Genomic DNA, 21,042 nt, shown 5'->3' with positions numbered 1-21,042 from the left:
CACTATAATCGGGGTTGTCCCGCCGCCTCGAATTCAAGCAAAAAAACGGAGGAATTATAATGGCAGAACGACATGACATAGACATTACGATCACCAGTACCGGGGAAGTAAGCCTTACCGTCAGCGGCATCGACGGACCGCGGTGCGTCGAATTGACAAAAGATATCGAAAACGACCTCGGCGAAGTGTTGTCAAAGGAAAAAACTTCCGAGTACTTCAACCCGGAAAAGAAGGTCAAAAACAAGATAGAAGAAAACAGATGAGGATGAACCATGGAAACCTATGAAATCGAATTCTCCCTTCCGCTCGGATTCATCGACAACGAGGGCACATTGCAGAGGAAGGGAAAGATGCGGCCGGCGACGGCTCATGACGAAATCGTGATCCAGCGGGATGAACGAAATCTATTCAATAAACGCTACCGCGACCTCCTCGTACTGAGTCAGGTAATCACCCGGCTGGGAGACTATGTCACCGTCACGACGGATATTCTTGAAAATCTGTATGAAGTCGATTTCATCTACCTGCAGATGCTGTACCGGGAATTGAACAGTCCCACGGAAAGGAAGATTGTCACGCGTTGTCCGGCGTGCGGTAATGCGGATGAAATTCGTATGGCGAAGTTGTTCGATGAAATGCATTACTACTACAAGGGAGAAAATCCGGAAGAAGGAGAGACTGTCCAGGATAAAGGCGGCTCGATAAAGGAGAAATAACCCGGCATGGCCATCTACGAAAGACACTCCAGAGAAACGCTACTCTATCGATACAAGGAAACGGGGCTTTTCGCCGGAGACGAGATCGTCAACAATAGTCTCGACAATGTCGACCTGTCGGGCGCGTGTTTCAGGGACGTGCGGATTCTCCATTCATCGTTGAATCACGGACAAATCCCACGTATGACCTCGGAACGTCTGTACGTGGACGGATCCGATTTCAGGGAAATCAATCTTTCTCATTCCCTCCAGCATTCATCCACGTTCCTGCATACATATCTCATGAAAAGCGATTTTTCGCGTTCCAGGCTGTTCGATCTCACCGTATCCGATTGTATCGTCCACGGTATAGATTTTCGAGAGTCCCATCTCGTCAACGCGGTTTTTACCGACTGCGAAATGTTCAAGGCGAAGTTTGAAAACAGCATCGCGGTGAACGTTACTTTCAAAGCCGTTAAGAAGAAAGATCTGGCGGGCCTGAATAAATCCAGATTTATCGACTCCGTTTTTCTGGATTGCGATTTTTCGAATATGAACATGTATGAATCGGATTTTTCCGGTTCGCTTTTTATCGCCTGTGATTTGAGGGGTGCCCTGACGGAAGGGGCGATCGCCGATCGCGGCCGGTTCATCGGGTGCCGGACCGGCACGGGAACAGGTAATGACGGGTATAGACCGGAAAACGCGATGTTTCCCGGTTTATCAAGTTTCATTAATACATTATAATCGGTGTATCGAAAGAACACGTGACAAAGGAGCGGTATGAAAGACACGGATACGGTGAATGATATCTTGTCGGCCATGTCCGGCATGGATACCGAAACACTCAGAGCGACCCTCGCCTATCTTCTGAAAGTATACGTCATTGACAAACAACTTCAATACGAAGGAAATATCGTCGACAACGATACCGCCACCCCCCCCCGGCAAAGACCGATCGCCGATTTTTGGGAGCTGATGACCGAAATGAAACGAAATTACGACCATATCCGGGAATTGAACATGTTTTCGGTTGAAGGGGGCAACGTGTTTATCACACTCGAGCATAAACGCTATCAGCTTACCGAAAATGAGACAACGGAACAAAGCTCGAAGCCGCCGGAGAGAAAACCTCCCGGGAGTGAGGAAAAAAGAAACGCGACCGGCGGGAAAGGAAATGATTATGAAGCGTTTAGAAAACTCGATATGGATGACTGAATGTTTGTAACGGTCGATAAACGCACAGGTGAACTGGAGTTTCGATTACCCGTCAGCCTCGAGCAGTATCGTAATGCGGTGAAAAGGGACATTATGGAGGAATTTGCCTTTGAAGCGATGAATAAAGCGACGCTCGAGCGGATGAACCTCTTCGTACTGAACTGGTTCGAAGAACGAAATATCGAACTGCCCCGGACGGAACAAAACGGGGAGACTGAATAACGGGCAATCGACGGAAAGGGAATACCATGAAAATACGGACAGAGTTCAAATTTGTTCTCCCACGCGGCCATGTGGACAAGGAAGGAAAATACAGAAAGATTCAGGGCGTCATGAGACTCATCAAAGTCAAGGATCTCATTCAGGTCTACCACGACAGCCGCGTCAAGGAAAATGAATCGTATTTTTATATCGTTCTTCTTTCACGGGTGATCACGAAGTTCGACGCCGAAAAGCTGGTCACCTCGAAAACGATCGAGCGGCTTTGTCCCGAGGATTTCGCCTTTCTGGTCGATTTTCTCAACGAGATCAATCACCGGGTGATCAAAATGATCCCCCTGCAATGCAGTGCCTGCAAGAACAGGTATATAGGAGAGTTTTCCTCGCTGGGGGAACAATAGGCCGCCTGTCTGAAGAAATCTACAGGGAGGTGGCCTATATCGCGTATCATTTCAGTTGGTCCAGAAACGAGATAATGTCGATGTGCCACAATGAACGAAGAAAATGGGTTTCGCTTATTGCGGATATGAACAGGCGTATCAATGACACTATGAGAAAAAAATACGAAACTCAGGAAAGGTGACGGCCATGTTACATCATTTTTTGGAATGGAGTAAAGGAGACTTTTTCAGGGATAAATCGGAAGCGATTGAAAAAGCGGTGAGGGATTACGCGGTGCTGAAATCTCAAAGCTCATCCGAAACTGAGATCGAAGCCTCGAGAGACAACGCGGAGGAACTTCTCACCCGTATCATGAAAGAAAACGGTTACGCGGACCCCGATACGGCGTATATATCCGTCGACAGGGAATTTTTTACTTCCGAAGGATTACTTGATGTACAAAAACTCGAAGGCTTCCAAAAGGAGATGATCGCATACTACGGCCTCAGGCAAATTTACTGGACATTCGCGGGGACGAGCGGCCGCTTTACTCACATTACAAAAAGAAAGATGGAAGAAGAGGGCTCTTCAATCGACCGGCTTCTCCCGGCGGAAATCAGGGAAGAACGGCGGAACATGAAAAGCCTGAACGTCTCTCAACGGGATCCGAATACCTATTACGCGTATCTTTACCAGGACTCAACAGTCTCCGGCGACATCATGGCCGAAAAACTTCATATACGTCACGATGTCCTTTCGGACACATCCGGTTTCAACTGGTCCGAGGGGTATTCCCCTGATAATACCGTTGAAAAGAAAAACTGGATCGCGGGCTTTAACGAAAAAGGGATATGGGAAAAAATTCCCGTCTCGCAAACCGCTTCGTTCGTCGACAAAAGTAAACATACCACAAATGCGGCCTCCCTTTTCGGCAAGACGCAGGAGCACGGCGATATCGGTATTTTCAAGGCCGGGAAAAATGCGTATCTCTTTGACAGCCTCTCTTTACTCAAAGACGGTGAAAGGCAGGTCTATTATACGGTCACCGGCGATGTCTATGGCGCAAGATATATCGACCGGGAGAACTCCCTCACCGGGCTTAAAGAAACATTACGCGGCAACAATATCGATTCACTCTCCGGAATCGTGATTCTGGATACCGGGGGCGATTCCGTCGGGTATTACAGATCAGTCCTCAAAGAGTTTATCACGCCGCAGACCGCCTTCTACACGAAGACGGATCCGGAACTCATGAAACGGCTCGATGCCATGCAGAACGAAATAACGGAAAAAAACATAACCGATTCCATTGTCTCCGGTATCTTTACGCTGGAAAAGAAAACCTCCGGCGGGGAAGAGCTTTTTGACGATCTCCTGCCGAGTACGACGGCCCGTACATACACCGCCGCCCTCAATATCTTCGACGAAAAGGAAGACCTCCTCACTTTTCTGGGCCTGGCGCCGGTAAACGAGGTGCTGGAAAACTCATCCGCCGGATACCTGAATACAATCGATATCCCCCCTTCAAAACGAAAGGATTTTTCCAATACGGTGCAGAACATCCTTTTTAATTACAAAACGCTCTTCAAGCATTCTCATGTCGCACAGATCGATGTGCTTCGATGCGCGTACGATGTCATAGTGAAAGGAAATGCCTCGGCACTTAACGGCGGCGAAAAGATCGTGACGGAGATCAGCTTTCATGATCTGGTATCGGACGGCATGAGTACCGATGCGCTGACGCCGATCCCGTCATTCCGAAGAGTATTCAGAAAAAATACCGATTATTACAATCTCTTCGATGAGCAGGAGTTGAACGCCTGGATCGATAAAGAATGCAGGCCGATGACGGGCGATGAGGCGTGCTTGAACATTAAACGTACCGTCATGGCCCAGGACATCGCACCCGGGCTCCGCCCCGCATTTTCGCGCGCCGTTCAAAACGTCTTCGCGCACTACAGGGCTATCGCATCGAGTACCGGAATGAAACCCGAAGAACTGATTCGCGGCATTGCGGCCGTCATAGCCGGCCGTCCCGAAGCATCTAATCTCAAAAACAAACGTGTATTTCTGGAAGCAACGCTTTCATCGGTCATCGCCGAGGCATCCGAGGGCAATCCCCACCGCGTCCGGTATGAAAAATATGATATGTATGGCGGAGGCAATGTCGGTATTTACTGGAAACCCTTTGATAAGGATATCGATCTTTTTAAGGAAGAAGATTTTTCCTGTTTCGTTTCCTCCCCCCTTATCGAAGAAAGCGGCCTTACCAAAGAAAATATAGATGAAATCTCGGATTTCCTCAGGAATACCGCCGTTTCCAGCGAACACCGGCTTCAATTATCGAAGGCGATCATAAACACGATACGGGCATATCCTTACCGGCTCAAACAGGCCGGTATCGGTCTGACCGGTGCGTTCCGAATCATCGAATCCACTATCATGAACAAGGAAGTACATATTTCACCCGAGATGCACTATACCGTCGCCTCGGCGGCCGGATTATGGTCCGGCATCCCGCGCGCGGGGGTGCCGTTTGAAACCCCGTTCGACTACGACGGCCTTTTGAAAAAGGATGTTGCGACCTTTGTCTCGTCTCCCGTGTTCGTGCAAAACGATATTGAAAAAAAGGAAGCCCTTCAAATACGGAATATATTGAAGAAAACGAAATTATCCGGTGAAAAACGGTCGCTTTTTTCCAAGGCGTTTCCCGTCGCCCTCAACACATACGGACGGAATCGTGCCGCTATTGCCGGAACAACCCCTTCCTCCTTCGTCCGTGCGACGGCCGCAATGGTCGAAGGTTCCGATTCCGGTATTTCCTCCGCACTCAAACCTTTTATCGCAGAAGCGGTCATGCAGGCACGTTTTTCACGTTTTTTATCGACCGTTTCTCCCTTTGTCAAAAACCGGTACCTCCGTCTTTTCAAGACACTTTCGCTATCAGTGCCTGCGGCCGATTTACAGGCGCTACCCGCCAATCTATTCGACAGGGAACAATACAATCGTTTTGTACGCTCCCCCATGTTTGCCCGGACCGGCCTCGATACCGGTCAGCTTGATACCCTGCTCAATGCACATAAAAAGGCATACGGGTCCTCGCAATCCCGCTTTTTCCTTTCGATCCCGATCCGGTATCGCAGCGTTCCCGTCGAACAGTTCGAAACATTCGGCATTCGGAAACTACAGCTGCCGGCCTTTTTTCATGACGAAACACGGGAAACCGGCCGTTTCGCACCCATAGGATGGTCAAACAGCACAACCGGTTCCGGCATTACAAGGACGACATTCGCCGAATCATTACATCGGCTTGCCCCGCCATTGAAGAATTTTATATTTTCTTCCTATAACAAGATCAAGCAGCCGCGGGGGCACGAACCGGACCATCCCTCCGTAAAAAAATCCCTCGCTTCAATACCGGGGGAATCTCCGATCTCAGCGAACACCGAACCCATCGTATTCCCCGATGCACCTGCCGGCAGTATTGAAACGGGGATTACCGAATCGGATTCCGCCTATTCGTTGCCGTACAAGAAACTGAAACAACAGATCACGAACCAGGCTTTGACCGGCCCTGCTTCGAATCCACCGCCGGCTCCCCCGGGAACTCCCTATATCGCTGATACCAATGCCAAGGAACGACGGCGGCCGGATAGGCATCCCGGAGATATTTCACAATCGGGCGCCGATAACGAAAAAATGAAAAGAATCGAAGAGCATTACATTTACGACAAGCAGATGCTTACGCGAAGTCCATCGATCTCGCCGTACACTGGCTCCCCTGAAGGCGGAAAACAGGGGGTCGATGAAGGTAATGTGATAAGGAAGGCGTCGGATGATATTATTTCCGAAATCATGAGAGAAATCGATGAGGATTTGAGATGAGAGAAGGACCGGAGGCCATATGGGTGAAAAGATAACACTATCCCTAGAAATCATCAAGCTGACCCTGCTGCTTCAAAAACTCTATACGGAATACGGCCATACGCGTATCGCTTCTCCATCGCTATCCGGAGTGGATGAACTGATCCGCAGCACGGAAAACGACGGGGACCATATCAGCGGACTTGACGCCGTTTTCAGGGACAAGGCCGAACGGGTGCTCGATGCCGATTTTTCATCCGTAAAAATTCATACCGGCTCCTATGCCGACCGCCTCGCGAAGTCCGCCGGGGCCGATGCCGTGACAATCGGGAGTGATATCTATTTTGCCGACGGCAAATACTCTCCGGAAACCGATTCCGGGCTGTTGCTTTTAATCCATGAACTCCAGCATGTCCGCCAATTTCAACGGGGAGACAGGATGGTGTATCTTGAGGACGAAGCGACCCATGAATATGAAGCGGCAAAAGTGGAAGAAATACTTTCCGCATTTCGCTTTCATGATACCGACAACTCCCTCTTCTCGGAAGATCCCGATCTTCACGCCGGCCGTCCCGATGAGGAAGCGGTTACGGACGGATCACAGCCGCGGCGCCTGCATCATATAACGGGAAGCAGCCTCGACGATTTCCGGATGAGGCGCGATAAACCGATCATCGAACTGATCCTCCCGAACGGAAAAAAAGTAAGACTGACCCGAAGGCAGTACGACAAGGTGAAGGAAGAAGTGAAAAAAACGCTGCTCTCAAGGATTGAAGAAGAGAAGCATATGATGACGAGTGAGGATTATGCCGCATTCATGTTGAAAATATTCGGGGGGCCATGAGGGGGGAATAGACCAACAATAATCGAAAGGTTAAAAATATGATCAATGAAACAGAATTGGAAAAGATATATCGAAGCAATATCGATGACTACGGTACAATGTTATTGGACTATTATATTCAACAAACAAAAAATGAAAATACGGTAAAAGGACTATTAACTAAAGCTTTTCTGGAAAATCATGTCGTGACTGGAGGAAGTCTCAATGCCGAAAATGCAAAAAAAATAGCAAAGAGACGTTCAAATCAATTTACGAAAAGCTTCACATCAACGTTAATCAGCTTAAAAATGGCCTTACATATATGCCGCTATTTTATGGGTAAAGGTAACGGACAATTTCTTAAAGACCATATTAGAAAAAAGAAATTTGATAATTATAAAGTTGATATAAAAGGCCAGACGATAATGGTTAAAATAGATAAAAACAAAAAGGAAGCATTATTGCGTCAGGGAAACGGCATTATACTCATAGGAATAAACGAGAGAGGATTTATCAATCACCTTGAAGGGCATCAGTTCAATCAGTTCATAAAAGAAAAATAGCTTTTTTCTTGGCTCGACTCTATCGTGGAAGCAACAAGCTGTAGTGGATTATATGCTTATCATTTCACCGGCTTTAAATAAATACGTCGAATCTTTATCGCTAACGACAATTATATTCTTTAAATATGCCGATGCCCGCTTCATAAATTCCCTGCAATTATAATGGCCGTAATCCGGCTCATCGCACATTTTCCATGTCACACCGATCGAAATGTCGGCGGCCGGCACGATGATATTATCGAGATCGAGCCGGGACACCAACGCCTTCTTTTCCGCGTGCGAAGCGTTCGATTCCGTCATCTTCATATTCATCATCCCGCAGAACCGCATCACCTTCTGCGTCAATTCATCGGATTTTCGATACAATTCATCAAAACTTTTCAATTTCATTTTATTTTGAAGGGCGTTTCTTTCTGCCATATCTCTGTATTCCGAATAACCGCTGATACAGGCTGAGTCCCCGCTGAATGCGATTGCCCTGTGTTCACGGTGTGATTTTTCGGTGAATCGCAATTCTTTTTTCAAGGTTTCATCGATTGACTTGTAATAACCCATAGCGGCGTCCCGGGATTTGGCGGCTTTTTCTTTCAGCGAATTTATCGCGTCCATATGATCATCGAGCTCTCCTATATTCAAATAATCCTTGCTCGAATCGTAGTATTCATCGATATATTTCTCGAATCCCTCCTCACCCATCATTTCGTGAAAAACTAAAAGCCGCTTCATCTGCGGATGATCGTCGAGGACCTCCATACCGTGATCTTCGGTTATTTTCCTGGCCATCGCAACATCCGCCTTTACGGCCCGGCGCGTCGTGAATATATTCTTGCTCCCCTTTCCGTCACGGTATGATTCGTGTCCCATAATAAAAGAGGCGTAGAGGAGATCGTTTTTCCTGGATGCCTTTCCGTATTTACTTGAGATATGGTAGGTGATACGGTCTCCCTCGCGGGTGGTTTTGCCTTCGGCTTCATACGGATCGCAATCGAAGGCGATATCCGCCTTTCCGTCAAGGACATTACGGACCGCCTTTTTTGTCACTTCGTCGCCGTACCGCCACGCGTAAGCAAGCGTATGCCGCAATGTTTTGTTTTTTATTTCCTTTATATATGTTTCTGTTTTTGTGACGGGACGATTCAAAACAGTTGTGTAATCCACGCCGAGTCTGTCGAGCCCGTCGATATAATAATTAATGAGCCTGGTAATCCCTTCCCTGTTTTCCTTCTTTATCTCTTTCTGAAAAGCAAGACGCGCGGACGGATCGTCGAAATTATCGAGCATTTCTTCGAGTTTGAGAACATGGTCGTTGATCATACCGGGTTGATAGACGGCGTTACGAGAATATATCAAAGCGCGTGCGTGTTTTCGAAAAAGGTCAAAGAGTTCTTCGGCATAGGATATAAGTCGATTTTTCGTAATGATTCCGTCAGGAGACCATCTTGGCATACACTATTCTCTCCATCTGCGAACAGGTTTTAATCGGCGAGGCCGATATGCTTTTATACCCGGCCGTCATGACACCCCGCACGCTATAAACGCCTTTATGCCGGTTCTTTCTTTTTCGAGGAGTCCAGGTATTTACAGAAGGGGCACTCTTCGACCCATTCCTTTTTGATCCTTCTTTTACATTGTTTGCACCGGGCGATCGTTCCGATTTCAATCCGGTATCGTTGCGTGAAAAACAATATACCGATAACGGCCAGTGCGACGGCAATGATCACAACAAGAAGAATGACGATAATAACGAGGGTATAGGGGAACGGCGTTTTTTTTGCAAAGAAGTTCTTGTAGAAAGATGCGTCTCCCTCTTTATGCGTTACGGCGATCTTCAACTGGTGGTAATCATCAGCGCCCGTGATTTCATTCACGCTGAACTTGAGAATATAGCCGTTTCTCACCTGTTCGATGATCGTTTTCATGTTATTCGGGATAAGCGATTGCCGTCTGGCGAAGATATATGCGCCTCCCGTGTGATTCGAAAGACTTTCGAGAAGATTGAGATTTTCATTTCCCATGACCCTGAACCCGATTGTATAGACCGGAATATTCAGCTTGTCGATCATCTCGAATACCTGCTCCTGTGTGTACTGACTTCCGTCATCCCTTCCGTTCGACGTGATAATAATGATTTTGCGCTTTTTTGCGACCTCCGGATTTATTTTACGCACGACATTCGCGACCGAATCGTAGAGTTTGGGCGGACTGAAGGTATTTTCAATCTCATCGATGCTGTCGAACAACTTGTCGCTGTAGGTTTCATTCTCGAAAATCTGGACGGCCTCATCGGTGTATGTGTAGAGTGAGATGGTATCCTGTGGATGTTCCTCGATGTCTTCAAGAAGCATCTTTGCGGCCTGCTTCTGAAAATCCATCGGTTCTCCGTACATAACGCCACCGTTGTCAATCAACAGATAAAACGAAACGCCCATATTTTTTGCGTAAACAAACTGCTCGATATTTATTTTCGATTTCATTTCCTTCCCGTCGATAAATGCGGAAAAATTTCCTTCCACGAGCTGCAAAATGGGTTCCTGATCCTTTGTCGTAACGGAAACGAATACTTCCAGGACGGGAAAATTCCTGTCGATTATCTGATCGATATGAACCGCCAGGTTTCCGTCATCCGCGTGAAGCAATGAAGCGATGAACATGCCTGCCGCGACGATAATGAGCCGCATTATGGTCTTTTTCATATTCCCTTTTTTTCCTTCCCTGTAATATGACGTTTTATAGACACTTAAACAACAATTCAAGGTCACTTATTTTTATCATATCGCTGTCCGTAATGGCGTTATCCGTGATTTTCGCCCCGTTCAAATAGGTACCTTCTTCGAGTTCTCCGAGATCTTTTATGGTATATGAACCCCTTTGGGATCTGAGGAGAATACCTTGTTTTTCCTTTTCCTTAATGGGGACGATCAGATCGCAATCCTTCGCACTTCCTATTTTCGTCAAACCTTCATGAATCGTGTACACTTCGTTTTTATATTCACCGCTCATGATAACGAGCCACCCGCAAACAGGAGGTAAACATCTCGGACACACTTTCCATGAAGGATCCATGAGATGGTCTCCTTTTTTACATTTTTTTCCGATTCCAAACATTGTCATGTTTCTTCACCCCTGATAAAGTCGATTGTTTAATATAACAGCTGATATATCCATATTTTTCCGAATGTATCCTTGTTCCCCTGGGACATAATGAACGAACACGGCAGGGAATTTGCGTCGATCATTTCCTCATCGACCTGTATAAAAAAATTTCTCCACCTGTTTTTCTGATCGATACCCTCGATATGCATCTGCAGACCGGTCGAGGAACCGATCGTCACCTCGACATCATAATTCCCATGGAAAATATCCGTCCGGCGGATAAGGATTAATTTTCTTCTTTTTATAAGATTATTAATCGTAAACCCGATCGAACCTCCATGATAGGTGATTTTTTTGTCGATGACCTCTTGTGTGCTTCCGGGATACTTGCTCGCTTCCTTCTGGTTGGTGAGGTTTTCCGCTTCCTTGAAATTCACCTCATGCGCTTTCACAATTTCAGGATCGCCGAAATCGATATAATCCGCCAGTGTGTAGCGTTCGTTTCCAATGATCAGTACGGGCGGGAAATCGGTATTCCATACCTTGATATCCTCCCAATTGATGATGAACTTACTGAACAGCGTTCTCAGGCTTTCTATCGTTCTTTTATGGGATTTCAATATGGCATCCAGCTTTTCGAAACTTCCGTCAAAATCCTTGATTTTATCACCCATTTCATAGATTGTATTTCTGTAATCCGAAAATACCTTTTTTGTCGTAAAAACACCCTTTTTCTCTTCCGCTTTCCTTTCGTAATCATACATTTCCTGCAGGATAAACTTATTCACATCAAAAATCGGAGAAAACAGGTAGATACAGTCACGGAAAGCAATATCGCTTCCCTGGACCAGCATTCGCGCATTGAAGGCGAACGTCTGTAATTCTCTCAATCCCGGCAGATTCACCGCATCATAGGCTGCATTTGCCACCTTGATGGTCTCATCGAGAATACTTGCCAGATAATCCTTCAAATACGGCGACAATCCGCTCTGTGCCGATCTCACCCATGTCACAAAGCGCACATCAATTTCATTGCTTTCCGGTTTCGCGATGTCCTTTGGCATCGCGATCGCCTTGATTTCTTCGTTCCTGTCTTCTTCGAGTCGAATTCTAGCCAGTTCGATACAACTGTCATCCGTAATCCTGTCCGTAATCTCGACGGTCGCCGTTTCAAGTTTCCGCTGGTATCCCTGATATGTCGTATTTTTCGGATCCTGGAAAAAATCCTCAGGAACTTCGTGATAACGTAAAATAATAAAGATTGTGGCAGGCAGATCGTACTTTTTGGGGTCTATCGTCTTTGTTACCGCGTCATACAGGAATAATCCCCTCCCCTTTTTATCGATCGCGAAGCCTTTCGCGATTTCAACGGATAAACTGCCCCCCTTTTTCTTGATGGGCGAGACCTTTAATTCGTCTGCGACTCCCGGCACGATACCCGCTCCCCGAAAAATGACATTGTAAAAATTCTCTTTCGATAGGTGGTAATCCTGAACCTCATTGAACAATTTGGGTGTTGCGGGCAAACCCGTAAAAAAATTCGGTTTTCGAAATTGCTCCATTCCAATACCTCTTTACTGTTTTATTTTTACCCTATATTCCTCTTTTTGCCAATAACCTTTATTGCCTTTATTCGGCCGCATTCTTCTGCGGCCCGTTACGATACCTCAACGACGCCGTCCTGTGACGTCGGCAAAACCCGTCCCGTCCCTGTTATGAGGACCAATCGCTATTCAATGAACGATTCTCCCAGAATCATTACCGGTTCTTCCTTTTCTTTCTTCTCTCTGGGTACGAAATCCAGATAAAAATCTGCGTGCGCCGGTTTTTCCGACTGTATTATCTGATTGATTTTTCTGATCGCATCAAGTGAAAAATAATCCGCTTCAACCGGAAACACAACGGTGAAATAATACGGTGAGGTACTTCTTTCCAGAACCCTGCTGTTGATCAGGTTCTCGCCTTTGAGGATATATTCGTTCAAGGGTTTGTAATTTTCAATGATGTGCGGTTTTACGTCCGTCATGATTTCGAGATATTCGGCAAGCCCACGCGATGTTCCACGCCATTGATAAATGCGCACGATATTTTTTATCAGACTCCTCATCTTTTCTTCGGATATCGCATAATTGACATTAACGGAAAACCACGAGCCGAGCCATTTATAAAAGGCCTCCGGGGCCTGAAGCGGATTGAAATATTGCTCGATATTATCGAGTTTCACATATATGCTGTTGAGAAGATGCTGAAATATCCAGAGGTACTTCTTGAGCAGCGTGTTTGACTGGAAAACCGACGGTAAATAAGCGAGGGGATGTGAACTGGATATCTTCACATTGATCGACGTTCCCACGGGCACCGTCGTACCGGGGGAAATACTCTGACCGATCACCGTGAAAATGTCTTTCCCGTCATCGAACTTGATATCCCCTATCTGCAAACCTTTTGACGCAATAAATTGCAGCGCCATGGGGAAATACATCCCGGTAATATCGGGGACACAGATATTTTCCTCCATCTTGTTTTTCAAATGAGTCTTGTCCAATTCAGTACCATGAATCAACTCAGCCACCTCTTGTTTTTTACCGAATGTTAGCGTCTGTCAGGCTTTATAAATATACACTTGCCATAGTCCTTTTTCACAAGGCTCTTCAATCCCTTCCGAAATTCAACTGATGTTGATGCACGTCATTGTTTAAGCCCGGTACATTTTCACGCCCATTTTCTGATCAATATCCTTATATTCTGTTTCCCGTCAACCTCTTCTTTTACGATATCGTAGCCTTTATCCTTTATCCTGTCCATAACCGTACAATAAGCATACTTCTGGGTCAGTTTATTGATATAATCTTCCCGGGTGATCCCGGTGTATGTTTCAACCCCCCACCAATCGGCGACGAACTCATATGAACCTTCCTTATTTTCGACAAGTCCGACTGAATAGGACGAACCCGTCTTTAATTCCATAAGGACCTTTTCTTTTTTCCCCTGCCATCCGGTGATGGTGACATCCTGCGTTTCCCCTGCTTCAGTAAATTCGATATCAAGTTCTTTAAGGGCCTCTTTAAACGTACACAAATCCCTGATTTGAGTCTTCACTCTTGTAAAATGCGACATACGCTTCCCTCCCCCTATTGCGTTTTAATCTATTTCAAAAGCCACAACACCGTCTTTTTTCGAAATTTCATGGGTCAGTGCTATAATCTCCCCCAATGACATATTCGGGAAAACCTCGGTGAGTTTGACTCTGCCGATCTCTTCCGTTTTCGCCATATCGTTATAGATGGTTCCTTCAAGATTTCTCCTGATACCTTTAGTACTCGAACCGAGACCGATATAGATACTCACCGCCTTGCCCCGTTTGTAATGGACTTCCAGAATTTTTCCCGACAAGACTTTCGGCGCTCGCGTCGGAACCGGTTCCGAAGACTCTTTTTCAACGGGTTTATCACCGGCGGATTTCTCTGCCGGCTTGTCGTTCTCCGGGAACAATTCCTCGAGAACAAACGGTTCGGCTCCCCCGCTTGTCTTACATGCAAGGACACCCATGATCGTCAATACGGCGATCATGCCGGCATATATTATTCTTCTCATCTTGTCCATATCATATCCTCCTCATACAAGTGCGTTTTGCATAACAGCCATTCGCCCGCAAGCGATCAGTATTAAAGAAAAAACCGACATTTTCCCGCATCATGAAATCCACGGGAAAACCGTGATATCCCCGATACAAGGCAGCGCGTCCCTGCTATGATCCATATCTGACCATGTTGTGCGGTTTTACACTGTCCGACCCGCTTTCGGCAGCCCACAACCGGGCTGCCGATTCATGAACCATTATTCGCCAAGCGGTTTTTGCGTAATTCTGAAGATGACAAACTCAGCCGGCTTCGCCGGTGCAATACCCACTTCACAAATGACATAACCCGCATCAATCGATTCGGGGGGATTCAATTCGTCATCACATCGAATATAAAAGGCCTCTTCCGGAGAATCGCCGAAAAGCGCCCCGTCCTTCCATATCCGCAGGAGAAACGCCGTTATATTTCTGACGATCTTTTTCCAGAGGTCACGTGTATTCGGTTCGAACACGACCCAGTTCGTCCCGTCCTGGATCGCTTTTTCCACCATACAAAAAAGCCGCCGCACATTTATATATCGCCATTCGGAATTCGAGCTGAAGGTTCGTGCACCCCATACCCGGATTCCGCGTCCTTCGAACTCCCTGATACAATTGATCCCTTTCGGATTGAGAAGTTCCTGCTCGATATCGGTCAGCGGATATTTGACACTGATCGCACCGTTGTAAATTTCATTCGCCGGTGCCTTGTGAACGCCGCGTTTACTGTCGACGCGTCCGTATATCCCCGCGACACCGCCGCTGGGAGGTGCGTATACCTCTTTTTCAAGTTCAGTATCGTACATGCCCACCCACGGAAAATAATAGGCCCCCATCATTGAATCCCTCGGCATCGGAATCGTATCGAGTCCTTTTTCGATTGTCTCCGGCGCGTCAAGAATAGCCATACGGAATCTGTGTTTTTCACAATGACTCAACAGCGCATCCTGGGCCGCAGGATCGACAACCCCGGGTGCACAGACCAGGGAAATATCGGTAATTCCGTCAAACGCGAAAAGACCGGTTTTCTTTCCGGGCCCTTCATCCTTACCGATGATGAGCTTCGTCAGATCGGGCGGGTTCTCAATCACATCGGGCTTGTCGGACGCGACTTTTTTTTCTTCCTTGACATCTTTCGCTTCCGCAGCGGCCGGCGTCGACGGTTTCGTATCCTTTACCTTCTTCAGGTTATTGATATAACATTTTGTTCCGCCGTTTTGAAAGAAAAGGTATACTCCGTGCGCGAGCCATCCGTTACTGTTCAATCCGCCGAATGTCCTCACATAATGAGACCAGTTGGTGATCATGGTCGGTTCATTGACCGGACCTTTTTCCGCGACACCAAGGAAACCGACGATATTTGTGGCCCCCGCTTCGATTGGTTTGGAACCGCTTTCGACTTCTTCGACATATACACCGGGTGTTAAATATTGTGGCATTTTTTCCTCCTTTAACCATAATATCACATTATATTATTGAAACCGTAAATAATTAATTTTCCGGCTTTTTTACCGTCTCGAATTTTCTTTCCTTTACCCGTCTAAACACTTCCTGTTTGCCCGAATCGATGCCGAGTCTCAAACGGTAGAAAAGTGAAGGCCGGTAATCGAGGTTCATCGCCGAAAAAACCCGTATTTGTTCGGGCAGCGGTAAAGGCGACGAGGCTTCAATAAGAACCGGATTCCCCTCGTTTTCAACCCAATCGAATCCGTCGACCTCGATGAGATAATCATCCTTGAACAATTTGACGAGCGCCCCCATCATTCTGCATGTTTCTGCGTGTTTGTCGGAATACGGAGTTACCATATAGGTGAGATTCACCATCGTTGCCGGCACCATGAAATATTCAATTTCATGGTTGTTTTTATCTATCCCTTTCATTTTGATCTTGTCATACCGGTTTTGTATACCCGTCTCTTCGATTCCGATCAAAAGCACATTGATAAGGGGAAATTTCTCCCTGAGTTTGTTTCTTTCCGTCTCCATGCAGATATTGATACCCTTGATAGTACTTTTTATCCCGGTTATCTTTTGCAATAGAGCGTCCGTTACCCTCTCGATTATCGCCGATTGTTCCATAGTCTAAAAATGATATTTCCTGTCGATTATCGTTATCGAATCGATATGGATAAGACTGTCCTCATCGAGAATCACCTTGTCGATCTGTGCGCCCAGGTCATTATCCCTTATCTCGATTTCAACAATATAGTATATACCATCCACTTTTTCAAGCACATTATAGATTTCATTCCTGGTCAGGGCCATTCCGAACGGCCAGCCCCTTCCGTCCAATCCTCCGGTGATCGGATGGAGGGCCCTTCTGATACAATGTTCCACTTCCGCCTTTATCCCCTGAACTTCGGATACATCTTTTTTAAAGATCAGCTTGACCTCAACCGATATATTCCGGTAAGCCGGCGGTTCCACACGCAGCCGTGTTCCCACCAGTTTCCTCGGCTCCAGAAACTCCTTTACCCTCCGTATAAGTTCCGATGAGGGATTTAATTTTTCCTTAAGATCGATATCCCTCGGATCGAGACGGGGGACGATAACGAGAATAACTTCACCGTGACTGCCGCATTTCGAAAGGCATTTCGCCCTTGCGACGGAAGACGATGCCTCCATGGCGAGCCATTCGTAATCCTCGGCCGTCACCGCCCTGTTCAAATTACGAAAGACATTCGACGCCCTTGTCTTGAGGCTTTCGATACTCTCCAGATCGGCCCCGCCTTCGGCAGGATAATGATTTACGGCGCCGGAAACATAGGGTATATTTTCCCTGAGTACGGTAATCGCATGGCCGCCGATATTGCCGGAAACTCCGCCGCCCGTTTTATATTTCATCAATTTGATATTGTTCTTCATTCTCGGGGGAATCATCCCGCGCGTTCCGTCGCCGAAAATAATGACGGAGGAAAGATAATCGATGCAATAATGCCGGGAATACGGTTTTGAGGTATAAAAATTTTCGACTTCATGGTACCTGATCCATATTTCCTCCCTGTCTCCGTTTCCCTGATTCAATACAACGATAGCATCCCCGCCTTCTTCCTCGAGAATAAGCTCTTTTTCCGTTTCAGGAGGAATACAGTTTTCCTTAACATACAGCTCGATACCGGGCAAAATCGGTTTATGGAAAATTTCAAACCGTTGCGCGGGCGCTCCGTTGCTCGACCCGAGGAGTTCATTCCTGAAAGTCTGTTGATTGAACGCATAAACGGAATTGAGGAGTAGATCATGGACAATGGGAGAAAACTCAAAGCTGCCGGATTCGAAGAGTATCCTCATCCAGTAAAGCTTATGTCCGAACTCGTTTTTGATTTTATGGTTTTCAGGCGTTCTGAATTCGACAAAACCCGATTCGTGAAAACTGTCCGTATAGTCGTTCACACTCAGGTTCGTCCATGATTTTCCATCCCAATATTCCCATCGCAGTGTGAGCACCCGCTTGCTTTTCATATCCTTCACGCCGGTCCGTGAAAGATCGACGACCATTTCCCGCGATGGTCTCACCTTTTTTTCTTCATTCAATTTGAAATAAATACCGGTATCTCCGGGAGGAAACTCCCTGTCGAACCCAAGATAGGTAATCGGGCATTTTTCCTTCGTTATATTGATAATTTTATAAAAATCCGCGAATTTTTCGTCGTCCCGGCTTTCCGAATAATGCGCTGCGTTTTTTTCCGTAAAATCCTGATAGCTGTACTCATTATACACCTTCAAACATTCGGGCGGCTTTTTGTCCGCCCGGTATGAGAGGCGGATGTACTTGATCATCGGCGGTTTAACCGGCCGCTCGTATATCCACTCCCATTTTCCCTCTTTCGTCTGAACATATTTACCGGCCGTACCAAAATCACCCGCGCTGATTCGCACGCGGATCCAGTAATTCTCTTCCCCATTGACCCCCGTCGTTTTCATGTCTGAAGGACGATGAAATCGCACAAACCCGCTTTTTGTCAGGGCGTTCGTTTCATCCCTGAACCTGTACCAGTCTTCCTTGCCGTCGGTCTTGACCACGCCGCTTGTCGTCGTTCCTCCCAAAGCCAGCCAGTTTTTCCCGTTCCAGTATTCATATTTGAGAAGGAGGTCCTTGTGAGGTTCCGCCTTGTCGACACCGGCCTCATCACTCAATGCGATATGAATGATGATTTCCGAGTCTTCCTTTGAAAAGACTTCGTTTGAGGCAATGTAGAAAGCGTCGTTGTAACCCGGTATGTCGACAAAAGGGGTAAATGTTTTTGTAATATCGATCGGGTGGAAAATCATGTTTTCCGTGTTGCAGATACATGCGTCCGGATTCAATCCTTCACCGCCGAAAAGCAGGTTAATGCTGATACTGATAATATCGAAGCATTTTTGTTTCTCGGGCTGATCGACTAAAGACGCCCTCAGGAAGTAACCGGTCTTCCCGTCTATTTCCGTTTCATCGATTTCGATCGGACCGGAAAAAAACAATTCATTGTCCCTTTTCTTGAACTTTTGTTCCAGTTCCGGTTCCGCGTTCTGAATCACTAAAGCTCGTGTATAATCGATCAGCACCCACTTTTTACCGTTCCAGTACTCCCAGCTCAGGAAGTTGATAATCTCGTCGTCAAAACCGGTAATACTGTAAGGGCTATGAAATACCAGATTGCAGACATTATTGTCGGCAAGGAAACCAAGGACCGGATCGGATATGTAGATATAACGGTTGATTTCATTAGTACCGGAAAAAAGGAAAAATCCGTGTTTCTTGCGTTTTTCTTCGGGTATCGCCAGATTGTCCGTTACCCGCCCGTCATATGTTCCGATGCACGATGCGAGGCGGGTATTTTTTACGCAGACGTCGTTTTGGGTCTCGAATACGATCGATCCGGCGGATTCGGTTTTCGTGGTCGAAAGCTGCGTTCCCTTTTTGATCTTCACGAAACCATCGTAACCGTCAACGAGTGAAAAAGAGATGAGGGCTTTAGCGGGTTGCGGTTTCATAAAGGAAAGTCCGATGAGGTCGAGCAGGGTGAGATATGTTTTTTCCGGAACCCTGTTCAGCCTGTATATCGTCATTTCCATCATCCACGCAAACAATTCGATCAAGGTGATGCCGGGGTCTGTCGGATTATGATTCGTCCATTCGGGACAGTAATGCGGTATAAGACGGATCGCCTCATCGACGATTTCCTGATAGGTTCTGTCATCCAAATTGGGACTGGGTATCACTTTCGCCTCTTTCCAGATAAAACGGATAAACCATATTAAAATACGTATTCACCGATCTGATCCTGTATTCGATATTGATATTTATTCTCGATTCGTCATGCTCATCCGTAAACGCCTCGACTTTTTCCAGAATAATCCGCGGTTCCCATTTCACAAGCGCTTCCTCGATATAATGGCAGATAAGATTCTGGGTTTTTGCATTATTCGGGGCAAATACAAGGTCATTGATCGAACATCCGAAATCGGGCCTCATGATTCTTTCGCCCTTGTTTGTCGAGAGGATAAGCCGTACCGACTCGGCGATACTTTTCTCAAAACAGGACATCTCGACATTTCCCCATTGATCGATCTCGAACGGAAACGCCCAACCTGCACCTAAAAAACTGCCTTTTCTCATCGTATAATTACTATCACTTTTTTTACTGTTTGCTTATCTGTATGCACGAAATATCTTACCGATAACGAGTCCTGTTTATCCCTCAATAATCAAACGAACGACCGCACCATCGGCAATCAGCCCAAGCCTACCATAATTGCCGTGACCTGTCAACACCCAAATAACCGGAGACGGAACGATTGACACCGGCAACCGGAAAACGATATAACTATACGTATGGCTGTACCTGACGGCGGAACGATCAATGCAATGTTTTCGACATATATGAAACATCTGGGCGCGGGCCATTACCGGGAGGCCATGAATCGCTTTCTTGATGCATATCATACATATCCCAAAGAAAAAGGATTCTTCTACGGTGTCATCGTCGCCGCTTTATTGGCGTGCGGAGTGTCCGAATGCATACGTTTTCTCGAAAAAGAGAAGGATCTATCCCCTTTCAGGGAAATTATGCTTAAAATGCTTGCCTTTTTAAAAGCGAATCCGGTTTTTGAATCATTACCGGCACCGGCCGCTCTTTACGATATCGGCCTTTTTTTAAAAAACCGTGGTTTTTATACGGATGCCGGGCTTTTCTTTTCGACGATTCGCGACCTGAAACCGGATGATCGCAAGACGATGACCGCACTCGGAGAACTGGCCTTTTTCGAAGGGGATTATGATCGCGGATTACGCTGTTACTGCAGGGCGGCGAAATTATCCCGGTAAAATGAAATAAATAAAAACATACGATACATACGTAATTACCCCGACAACGATATCGTTCCGACATATTCGCCGCAGCCGGTATCGACGTTACCCGCATCACGCGATAACGGCCCCATGAAGTGATATTCCCCGTCAATATTCATTGAAAAAATCCGTAAATACTCATCATTATTATGGTCTTTACTTTTTCAAGTAAACAATATATAATGGAGCCGGTATTATCGTAAAAAGGAACATGCGATGAATAATTATTACCAGTACGG

General features: G+C 46.4%; 21 protein-coding genes. 10 read left to right on the top strand and 11 right to left on the bottom strand.

Going from position 1 to position 21,042, the window contains the following annotated elements; all coding sequences use genetic code 11:
• The first annotated feature begins 59 nt into the window (after positions 1–59).
• From JW881_16805 to JW881_16765, 9 genes are all read left to right on the top strand, one after another.
• A complete protein-coding gene (locus JW881_16805; protein ID MBN1699182.1) occupies positions 60–263 on the top strand; it encodes a DUF2997 domain-containing protein in 204 nt (67 codons plus the stop codon).
• A 9-nt stretch (positions 264–272) separates the two neighbouring features.
• Positions 273–716, top strand: coding sequence for a hypothetical protein (locus tag JW881_16800; protein ID MBN1699181.1), 444 nt, complete (start codon positions 273–275; stop codon positions 714–716).
• A gap of 6 nt (positions 717–722) precedes the next feature.
• A complete protein-coding gene (locus JW881_16795; GenBank protein ID MBN1699180.1) occupies positions 723–1,442 on the top strand; it encodes a pentapeptide repeat-containing protein in 720 nt (239 codons plus the stop codon).
• A 36-nt stretch (positions 1,443–1,478) separates the two neighbouring features.
• Positions 1,479–1,913, top strand: coding sequence for a hypothetical protein (locus JW881_16790; protein ID MBN1699179.1), 435 nt, complete (start codon positions 1,479–1,481; stop codon positions 1,911–1,913).
• Positions 1,914–2,135, top strand: a complete 222-nt coding sequence (locus tag JW881_16785; protein ID MBN1699178.1) for a hypothetical protein — start codon at positions 1,914–1,916, stop codon at positions 2,133–2,135.
• Between the two features lie 26 nt (positions 2,136–2,161).
• Positions 2,162–2,533 carry a hypothetical protein gene (locus JW881_16780; protein ID MBN1699177.1) on the top strand — a complete coding sequence of 124 codons (372 nt, stop codon included), beginning with the start codon at positions 2,162–2,164 and terminating at the stop codon, positions 2,531–2,533.
• A 187-nt stretch (positions 2,534–2,720) separates the two neighbouring features.
• A complete protein-coding gene (locus tag JW881_16775) occupies positions 2,721–6,398 on the top strand; it encodes a hypothetical protein (GenBank protein ID MBN1699176.1) in 3,678 nt (1,225 codons plus the stop codon).
• A 19-nt stretch (positions 6,399–6,417) separates the two neighbouring features.
• Positions 6,418–7,221 carry a DUF4157 domain-containing protein gene (locus JW881_16770; protein ID MBN1699175.1) on the top strand — a complete coding sequence of 268 codons (804 nt, stop codon included), beginning with the start codon at positions 6,418–6,420 and terminating at the stop codon, positions 7,219–7,221.
• A gap of 38 nt (positions 7,222–7,259) precedes the next feature.
• Positions 7,260–7,763, top strand: coding sequence for a hypothetical protein (locus JW881_16765; protein MBN1699174.1), 504 nt, complete (start codon positions 7,260–7,262; stop codon positions 7,761–7,763).
• Between the two features lie 48 nt (positions 7,764–7,811).
• On the opposite strand, the gene JW881_16760 is transcribed toward JW881_16765, so the two are convergent.
• The 11 genes from JW881_16760 to JW881_16710 all read right to left on the bottom strand — a co-directional run bounded on the left by JW881_16760 (position 7,812) and on the right by JW881_16710 (position 20,071).
• Positions 7,812–9,209, bottom strand: coding sequence for a hypothetical protein (locus JW881_16760; protein ID MBN1699173.1), 1,398 nt, complete (start codon positions 9,207–9,209; stop codon positions 7,812–7,814).
• Between the two features lie 95 nt (positions 9,210–9,304).
• Positions 9,305–10,456, bottom strand: a complete 1,152-nt coding sequence (locus JW881_16755) for a VWA domain-containing protein (GenBank protein MBN1699172.1) — start codon at positions 10,454–10,456, stop codon at positions 9,305–9,307.
• A 34-nt stretch (positions 10,457–10,490) separates the two neighbouring features.
• Positions 10,491–10,826 carry an FHA domain-containing protein gene (locus tag JW881_16750; protein MBN1699171.1) on the bottom strand — a complete coding sequence of 112 codons (336 nt, stop codon included), beginning with the start codon at positions 10,824–10,826 and terminating at the stop codon, positions 10,491–10,493.
• A gap of 77 nt (positions 10,827–10,903) precedes the next feature.
• Positions 10,904–12,418 carry a hypothetical protein gene (locus tag JW881_16745; GenBank protein MBN1699170.1) on the bottom strand — a complete coding sequence of 505 codons (1,515 nt, stop codon included), beginning with the start codon at positions 12,416–12,418 and terminating at the stop codon, positions 10,904–10,906.
• A gap of 167 nt (positions 12,419–12,585) precedes the next feature.
• Positions 12,586–13,419, bottom strand: a complete 834-nt coding sequence (locus tag JW881_16740) for a PASTA domain-containing protein (protein MBN1699169.1) — start codon at positions 13,417–13,419, stop codon at positions 12,586–12,588.
• Between the two features lie 149 nt (positions 13,420–13,568).
• Positions 13,569–13,973 (bottom strand): DUF1257 domain-containing protein, encoded by a 405-nt coding sequence (locus JW881_16735; GenBank protein MBN1699168.1) that lies wholly within the window; start codon positions 13,971–13,973, stop codon positions 13,569–13,571.
• A 24-nt stretch (positions 13,974–13,997) separates the two neighbouring features.
• Positions 13,998–14,459 carry a hypothetical protein gene (locus JW881_16730; GenBank protein MBN1699167.1) on the bottom strand — a complete coding sequence of 154 codons (462 nt, stop codon included), beginning with the start codon at positions 14,457–14,459 and terminating at the stop codon, positions 13,998–14,000.
• Positions 14,460–14,693: 234 nt separating this feature from the next.
• Positions 14,694–15,914, bottom strand: coding sequence for a phage tail sheath family protein (locus JW881_16725; protein ID MBN1699166.1), 1,221 nt, complete (start codon positions 15,912–15,914; stop codon positions 14,694–14,696).
• A gap of 52 nt (positions 15,915–15,966) precedes the next feature.
• Positions 15,967–16,512 carry a DUF4255 domain-containing protein gene (locus JW881_16720; protein ID MBN1699165.1) on the bottom strand — a complete coding sequence of 182 codons (546 nt, stop codon included), beginning with the start codon at positions 16,510–16,512 and terminating at the stop codon, positions 15,967–15,969.
• A gap of 45 nt (positions 16,513–16,557) precedes the next feature.
• On the bottom strand, positions 16,558–19,674 hold the full coding sequence (locus JW881_16715) for a putative baseplate assembly protein (protein MBN1699164.1): 3,117 nt from the start codon (positions 19,672–19,674) through the stop codon (positions 16,558–16,560).
• Positions 19,649–20,071, bottom strand: a complete 423-nt coding sequence (locus JW881_16710; protein ID MBN1699163.1) for a GPW/gp25 family protein — start codon at positions 20,069–20,071, stop codon at positions 19,649–19,651. Before JW881_16710 ends, JW881_16715 begins: the two co-directional genes overlap by 26 nt.
• A gap of 216 nt (positions 20,072–20,287) precedes the next feature.
• On the opposite strand from JW881_16710, the gene JW881_16705 reads away from it, so the two are divergent.
• The gene (locus tag JW881_16705; GenBank protein MBN1699162.1) at positions 20,288–20,779 is read left to right on the top strand and encodes a hypothetical protein; all 492 of its coding nucleotides are present in this window, start codon (positions 20,288–20,290) and stop codon (positions 20,777–20,779) included.
• Positions 20,780–21,042 lie beyond the last annotated feature (263 nt).

This window comes from Spirochaetales bacterium (assembly GCA_016930085.1).
In the GTDB taxonomy this organism is placed as follows: domain Bacteria; phylum Spirochaetota; class Spirochaetia; order SZUA-6; family JAFGRV01; genus JAFGHO01.
This window is presented reverse-complemented; position numbering and strand designations above follow the sequence as displayed.

Coding starts and splice junctions, on each gene's coding strand:
- JW881_16805 (MBN1699182.1), top strand. CDS start 60: ATGGCAGAACGACATGACATAGACATTACGATCACCAGTACCGGGGAA.
- JW881_16800 (MBN1699181.1), top strand. CDS start 273: ATGGAAACCTATGAAATCGAATTCTCCCTTCCGCTCGGATTCATCGAC.
- JW881_16795 (MBN1699180.1), top strand. CDS start 723: ATGGCCATCTACGAAAGACACTCCAGAGAAACGCTACTCTATCGATAC.
- JW881_16790 (MBN1699179.1), top strand. CDS start 1,479: ATGAAAGACACGGATACGGTGAATGATATCTTGTCGGCCATGTCCGGC.
- JW881_16785 (MBN1699178.1), top strand. CDS start 1,914: ATGTTTGTAACGGTCGATAAACGCACAGGTGAACTGGAGTTTCGATTA.
- JW881_16780 (MBN1699177.1), top strand. CDS start 2,162: ATGAAAATACGGACAGAGTTCAAATTTGTTCTCCCACGCGGCCATGTG.
- JW881_16775 (MBN1699176.1), top strand. CDS start 2,721: ATGTTACATCATTTTTTGGAATGGAGTAAAGGAGACTTTTTCAGGGAT.
- JW881_16770 (MBN1699175.1), top strand. CDS start 6,418: ATGGGTGAAAAGATAACACTATCCCTAGAAATCATCAAGCTGACCCTG.
- JW881_16765 (MBN1699174.1), top strand. CDS start 7,260: ATGATCAATGAAACAGAATTGGAAAAGATATATCGAAGCAATATCGAT.
- JW881_16760 (MBN1699173.1), bottom strand. CDS start 9,209: ATGCCAAGATGGTCTCCTGACGGAATCATTACGAAAAATCGACTTATA.
- JW881_16755 (MBN1699172.1), bottom strand. CDS start 10,456: ATGAAAAAGACCATAATGCGGCTCATTATCGTCGCGGCAGGCATGTTC.
- JW881_16750 (MBN1699171.1), bottom strand. CDS start 10,826: ATGGATCCTTCATGGAAAGTGTGTCCGAGATGTTTACCTCCTGTTTGC.
- JW881_16745 (MBN1699170.1), bottom strand. CDS start 12,418: ATGGAGCAATTTCGAAAACCGAATTTTTTTACGGGTTTGCCCGCAACA.
- JW881_16735 (MBN1699168.1), bottom strand. CDS start 13,973: ATGTCGCATTTTACAAGAGTGAAGACTCAAATCAGGGATTTGTGTACG.
- JW881_16730 (MBN1699167.1), bottom strand. CDS start 14,459: ATGGACAAGATGAGAAGAATAATATATGCCGGCATGATCGCCGTATTG.
- JW881_16725 (MBN1699166.1), bottom strand. CDS start 15,914: ATGCCACAATATTTAACACCCGGTGTATATGTCGAAGAAGTCGAAAGC.
- JW881_16710 (MBN1699163.1), bottom strand. CDS start 20,071: ATGAGAAAAGGCAGTTTTTTAGGTGCAGGTTGGGCGTTTCCGTTCGAG.
- JW881_16705 (MBN1699162.1), top strand. CDS start 20,288: ATGGCTGTACCTGACGGCGGAACGATCAATGCAATGTTTTCGACATAT.